The 5,779-nt window shown below is 40.7% G+C and carries 6 protein-coding genes and 2 pseudogenes; 1 reads left to right on the forward strand and 7 read right to left on the reverse strand.

Annotation, left to right across the window (positions count from 1 at the left end):
* On the reverse strand, nt 1–269 hold a 269-nt coding region (locus Q0541_RS25680), incomplete at its 3' end, for an AAA family ATPase (RefSeq protein WP_298917504.1).
* 71 nt (nt 270–340) lie between these two features.
* Here Q0541_RS25680 and Q0541_RS25685 point away from each other — a divergent pair.
* Nucleotides 341–985, forward strand: a complete 645-nt coding sequence (locus Q0541_RS25685; protein WP_298917506.1) for an HAD family hydrolase — start codon at nt 341–343, stop codon at nt 983–985.
* 511 nt (nt 986–1,496) lie between these two features.
* Here Q0541_RS25685 and Q0541_RS25690 read toward each other — a convergent pair.
* From Q0541_RS25690 to Q0541_RS25715, 6 genes and pseudogenes are all read right to left on the reverse strand, one after another.
* The gene (locus Q0541_RS25690) at nt 1,497–1,787 is read right to left on the reverse strand and encodes a hypothetical protein (protein WP_298912368.1); all 291 of its coding nucleotides are present in this window, start codon (nt 1,785–1,787) and stop codon (nt 1,497–1,499) included.
* 10 nt (nt 1,788–1,797) lie between these two features.
* On the reverse strand, nt 1,798–2,757 hold the full coding sequence (locus Q0541_RS25695; protein ID WP_298917511.1) for a ParM/StbA family protein: 960 nt from the start codon (nt 2,755–2,757) through the stop codon (nt 1,798–1,800).
* An 829-nt stretch (nt 2,758–3,586) separates the two neighbouring features.
* Nucleotides 3,587–4,103, reverse strand: a pseudogene (locus Q0541_RS25700) (hypothetical protein).
* 109 nt (nt 4,104–4,212) lie between these two features.
* On the reverse strand, nt 4,213–4,350 hold the full coding sequence (locus tag Q0541_RS25705) for a hypothetical protein (RefSeq protein ID WP_298917514.1): 138 nt from the start codon (nt 4,348–4,350) through the stop codon (nt 4,213–4,215).
* A 51-nt stretch (nt 4,351–4,401) separates the two neighbouring features.
* Nucleotides 4,402–5,415: a ParB/RepB/Spo0J family partition protein gene (locus Q0541_RS25710; protein ID WP_298917517.1), complete on the reverse strand. Its 1,014-nt coding sequence runs from the start codon at nt 5,413–5,415 to the stop codon at nt 4,402–4,404.
* Nucleotides 5,393–5,779: pseudogene (locus Q0541_RS25715) on the reverse strand (hypothetical protein); the annotation flags it as partial. The pseudogene Q0541_RS25715 and the gene Q0541_RS25710, both read right to left, overlap by 23 nt.

Below are 5,779 nucleotides of genomic sequence, written 5' to 3' on the forward strand. Positions count from 1 at the left end.
ACTCCTGATAGCACCGCATTGATGGCAATAAAATGAGCGCGAGTTGTATTCGCTATCACACGTGCCAGTGTTGTTTTTCCTGTCCCTGGCGGGCCACAAAAAATCACTGAGGATAACTGGTCTAAACTAATGGCGCGTCGTAAAAGCCTGCCTAGACCAATAATATGATCTTGACCAACAAATTCATCCAAGGTTCGTGGACGCATCCGCGCTGCCAGTGGTGCTTGGGTTTCTTCTATTTTCTTTAGATGTTGGTCAAACAAGTCCATCTCTTATTCGGTAGCCATCTTTGGTAAATCATCACGCTAACTCCTCTATTCTAATTATTTGAGGCAAAAACATGGTCAAAAATCGGTTCAAGCTTGTAATTTTTGATTGTGATGGAGTCTTGGTTGATAGTGAACCAATCATCAATCGTATTTTTGCAGAAACGCTCACGGAAGCTGGTTTTCCTATCACTTATGCAGAAGTAACTCAAAAATTTATCGGCAAGTCTCTAAAAACCTGTTTAGAGATTATCGAAGCATCTTACAAGAAACCATTGCCCAAAAACTTTGTCGAACTTTGCAAGGAACGAGAAATTGCTCCCTTGCAGCAAGAATTACAGCCAGTTTCAGGAATTACTGAAATATTGGAGCAAATTACATTACCCAAATGTGTGGCATCAAATAGTAGCCACCGCCATATTCAAATGGTATTGAAATTAACGGGGCTTCTGGATAAATTTGATGGGAAGTTATATAGTGCTAATGATGTTTCACGCCCCAAACCTTTTCCTGATGTGTATCTCTATGCAGCCGAGCAAATGAACAGCAATCCAGAAGATTGTGCTGTAATTGAAGACTCTGTAACAGGTGTACAAGCAGCATACGCGGCAGGAATGACAGTTTTTGGCTATGCCCATCAGAGCGATCGCACTGCTCTGGCTGAGGCAGGAGCTAAGATAGTTTTCAACGATATGCGGCAGCTTGCTAAACTGCTATAGCCGCGGACTGGGGACTATTTAAAATCCAAAATTCAATGTAAAAGTAACGAATGGCGCTAAGAAAAGGTGAAACCTCGTGAGGGCAGGGTGTAGAGGGTAGGGTTGCAGCTTCGTGTGTTCCAGACAATTGAATGCGAGTGCGTCAAGTAGTTCAACATCTTTTTAATTCCCTACACCTGAACCTGCAACCCCACACCCTCTCATCCAGGAATACCAGGAATTTACGCTTAACAAGCGTGCCATTCGTAAAAGTAACTATGGCACAAACCTCCTTATCTGCGATGACGTTTTATCACCTTTTTTCTCTTCAATGCTAACTGCTGAAGCCGCTCAATTTCAGTTATACATAATTCTAATATCATATTGTTAATAGCATTTTGAGAAAATCAGATGAACTGACATACTTGGCAAAGGGTTAAACTCAAAATGTAAGAAGTTGCATTGAATTATACAATAAACCTTTGGAGCTACGGTGTCAAAACTATTGCATTCTTGTGCCAATAGATCCTCGTTACAAATCAAAATCAAGACTGAATGTTTCCCCTGAAGAATCCTCTTCCTTCTCCAGAGGAAAAGGAGTTGGAGCCATTGACGGGAGTTTGTTCGACTCTATGTTAATCGGTGTGTTTGCTACTGGTTGTGCAGGTAATCCAGCTTTAATGAAAACAAAATAGCAATCAACTATAAAGTAAAGCGTCTCCAGGTAACTTTTATCTAGTTTTTGCGATTCTGCAAATATGCGCTCTCGGTAATTATCTTTAAGGCGAACTTTTTCCGGTGCTAAGTCTTTTTTATCTACCATTGTTGTAACTTCACTTAAAAGATGTAGTAGTTGGGTTCTTGGCAAAAATAGTTTTTGCCATCTCTAAAAGCCCAAAGACATTGGCTTCTACTGGATTGTCCAAGATTTTAAAGCCGTTTTTCTCCAACAGCTTCTTAAATCCTGGTAAAAGGCAGCCTCCACCAATCGCCCAGATTTCATCCCCTTGGTGCTTGGCATCAAGTGTCAGATTCACCACTTTCTTCAAGTATTTTTCATACCAATCTTTTAAACAAGCGGTGTATATATCTTTGATATCGATGTCACGGCTGTACCTGGTATGCCCCATTTCCAGACAAAATCGGATTTTGGAAGCATCCCCGATTTTTCCGCCATTTAGATGTTTCATCTTTTGGGAGATATCATCGATGAGAACTTCTACACCGATGGGGTAGGCAGTGTGAACTTCTCGTTGACCCCGGTTGTAACGAGAATATAGGGTTGTTCCATTACCAAAGTCTAAAATGGTTAATTTTTTTGGTAGTGGATGCCCAAATAATGCACCCATACCCTCTAGTACAACTTTGATGACTTCTACTTTTACGTCTGATTGTTTGCCAGCAAGTATTGGCTGATATTCTCCATTGAGTACTTTTTGCAATTCTTCGGCCAGAGCAACATCATGTAAACTGACGACTAATTTTAAGTGCCAAGCCTTACGGTGTGGTAGATGTGCCAATGCACCCAATAAAGTCAATAATGCGTTGTTGACTTTGTTTTCATTATTATCGGTATTGCGGTCAAAATAATTTCCTGTTCGGTAAGCTGATTCTCCAACTGTGTAAGCACTACCGTTAAAAACTACCCGTCCTGGAACATCTTCCATCTCGGCATTGGTTATATAGCTGGGGACACGAACTACTTCAAAGCCATCGACTAAAAGTTTGAGACTTCCGTAACCGTTATCGAAACCCGCAGGAAAAATTTTTTGTAACGTGTGAATGTTTGACATCTGCTTCAAGGTAATACACTTTAAGAAAGTGAAAATTATCTGTTCAAGTGATCTGCAAGGGCAAGAGAAAGAAGAATAAAATAACTTCCCCTTTTTTCCTAATCTCAAGAGCTTATCATAACCCCTTGGGGGCTAAATGGGGTACAAAATGTCAACTAGTCTAATGTACCCCATTTAGCACCTATATGCACCCTATATAGGGGTCAAAATCTCACCAAAGTCTTGAACTATTGTTGGGGTATATATAGCCCCTATATAGCCCCCAATAGAAATTTTTGAAATCTTTTTATCATGCAGCAGAAATTAAATTAGATCATCGTTGACTCTTTGATTTATTCTTTTTATTACCAATTTACTTTCCCGCAAGATGTAGCTCTACCCTGATCCACTTGGAATTTACTTACAATAAATTGGTCACTTTTCAAGAGATTGCAAGACTTGAGATTGTCGGGAGGACTTGTAAGTTCAACACTGGTAGTTGAAAAGCAATTCAGTCTTGATCTCTAACTTCTTGCTGACCAAGCCCCGTTGGGCGGGGTATAGGGTGTCGGGTGGAGTCAGAGAGAAAGCCCCAACAACCCTCTTCGTTACAAGCCCTGTTTTTGACTCACGATTCATTGGTCTGGGTTTCAAGCCCCGACCAATGCCGTCTCTCCTACACCCAATACTTTTTGGGTAAGGGGAAAAGGGAAAGAAAAAACCTTTAACCCTTCCCCTTTAACCTTTTCCCAAAACTAAATTCTGACGCTCAAAATGTACAAAGCGAATAGTATTGCTCCTACACCCTACCCCCCGCACCCTTCTTGCTGACTACGTAATGAGCGGGTTACTACTTGCTTACAGGTTCAGCTTTCTCAACTGAATTATCATTCACACCCAGAGTCAATTCCAAAGGAGTTCTTTGGGGGTAAGCTTTTACTACTTGTCGATAAACATCATAATTAGTAGGCAGTGTAGTAGTGAGAATTACCCACTCCATAGGTCAATTTGTACTTTACATTCTTCACCAATTCAGGTTTACCTACCTCTTCTTGGGGTCTTTTACGTTGTTCAACTTCATCAACACTTGGTCGCGGCGGTAAAGTAGGCCACCATAACCCTCTGTCATCTGGGCCAACAACTGCTCCTGCCGGTTTCAATCCATTTCGATTCAACACTGAAGTATTCGCAAAAGTTTCAATGCGTGGTTGTGGTTGACTAGTTAGGTTATTCGCATAATTAACTTGCCAGGTGTAACTGGTGAGTGCGGTAGCTTCATACTGTTCAGCAGTAATAGTACTGCAACTAGTTAATGTCAGTGCCGTTAGTGCAGTTATTATTGAGGGTAAAAATCTCAGCTTTTGCATTATCAGTTGTAAATATCTTTCACCAATCACTCTTGAAGAGGGAGTGTGCCATCATTGCTGCCAAGGAGAAGGAATCGCTGTTGTTGAAACCACCTGACCCGTTGTTAATCTAATGAGTAATGTCAGGCTGAGAGGTTGGCTGCTGTTTTTCTACTGGTTTATAAGCAACAAGGTCAAGTTTTGGGCTTTGAACGTTGGATTCGGGTTGTGGTAATGGTGTTTTTGACGGACGTTGAGTAGATTTCATGGACATCTTGATTTCAGTGGACTTGCCGAAGTAGTAGTTTCCAATTTTTTGTTAATCCGCTAACAATGATTCTAGTTGTTCTAAAAGACTTGCAATCTTCTTAGCTTTTTTGGGATCTGACCACTGTGAAGACTTTAATATTTTCTGAGATATGTCTTGAAATTCTCTCTTCAAAGAAGGAGGTTCCTGATCCTTCGTCTCTTTGATCCAATTACGAATATCTGCTAAAGATAATTTCTCAGCAATCGCTTTTTTCAACAAACTAGCTCTCTTAGCTTTGTCTTTCAGTGTGGCGATCGCTCTAGCTTTAGTGTATTCTATTTGCCCAGAACGTAGTACTTCTATTACGTCAATTGGCATATTCAGTAGAGGTAGCCGACTGACGCGAAAGCTTTCTGGTGATAGCTTACCTACCGTCATAAAGACACTCTCTACAATTTCCCACTGCTTACGGAAAACATTTTCCGTGTTTTCATCTGACCACTCAACTTTCTTTTTATCTAAATGTGCTTTCCTGTTCAATAAAGCAATTACTTCTTTGACAGTACAATCCATTTGCCAGGAAAGTAAATTTAGTATTCCTTCTGTTTCCTCTATTGGATTTAAATCTTCTCGTTGTAAATTTTCCAATAAGGATAGCTTTAGAGCTGAAGCGTCATCAACGTTTAATATCAGAGCAGGAACTTCCATTAAGCCTGCATTTAGTGCTGCACGATAGCGACGCTCACCCGCAATCAATAAATACTTCCCGTCCCGCTCAAGACGCAACCATAATGGTGATTGCACTCCCACTTCTTTAATAGAAGCAGTTAACGTAGCAAGTTTATCTATATCGAAATAACGGCGTACTTGTTCAGGATTGCAAACAATTTTATCAATTGGTACAGCGAATTTAGCAGTCGGATCGTCAATGCTCTCACTTCTGAAGAGTGCTTGTAATTGAGCATTTAGTGATTCTAGTTCAGCAATACGCTGTTGCGATTGAAGTAATTGTTCTTCAAATTCTGCTACTTGTGCATTAGCAGAGAAATAGTCATAACTCTTATTTTGTCCTTTGGTTGTCATCCTTATCCTCCTGCAATATAGCTGATAATTCTTGGCAGATAGGATGAAGATCCTTGATAGCTTTATGTGTTGAGCGATGCAAATGCAAAGGGATGCCTTTTCCAGAAGCATTACTGAATTCGCAAGAGTAGCGGACGTGCGGATAACATTTTATTTTCAAAGGTGAAAGCATTTCTGGTAACTGACCGAGCAAATCCCTTTGCGCTGCTTCGCCACTGTCATACTTAGTAGGTACAAATCCTAGTATCTGGGGCTGGGGATTTAAACGCAACTTTTTACAAGCCCCTCGGTACCAAGACAGCAAAACATTGGGAGCAACGCGATTTTGTGAGGTGCTGCAACCTGGGACGTATATAGCTTGTTT

Source organism: uncultured Nostoc sp. (assembly GCF_937863485.1).
GTDB lineage: Bacteria > Cyanobacteriota > Cyanobacteriia > Cyanobacteriales > Nostocaceae > Nostoc.

Excerpts from the sequence above, each read along its gene's own strand:
- Q0541_RS25685 (WP_298917506.1), top strand. The coding sequence starts at position 341 with ATGGTCAAAAATCGGTTCAAGCTTGTAATTTTTGATTGTGATGGAGTC.
- Q0541_RS25690 (WP_298912368.1), bottom strand. The coding sequence starts at position 1,787 with ATGGTAGATAAAAAAGACTTAGCACCGGAAAAAGTTCGCCTTAAAGAT.
- Q0541_RS25695 (WP_298917511.1), bottom strand. The coding sequence starts at position 2,757 with ATGTCAAACATTCACACGTTACAAAAAATTTTTCCTGCGGGTTTCGAT.
- Q0541_RS25705 (WP_298917514.1), bottom strand. The coding sequence starts at position 4,350 with ATGAAATCTACTCAACGTCCGTCAAAAACACCATTACCACAACCCGAA.
- Q0541_RS25710 (WP_298917517.1), bottom strand. The coding sequence starts at position 5,415 with ATGACAACCAAAGGACAAAATAAGAGTTATGACTATTTCTCTGCTAAT.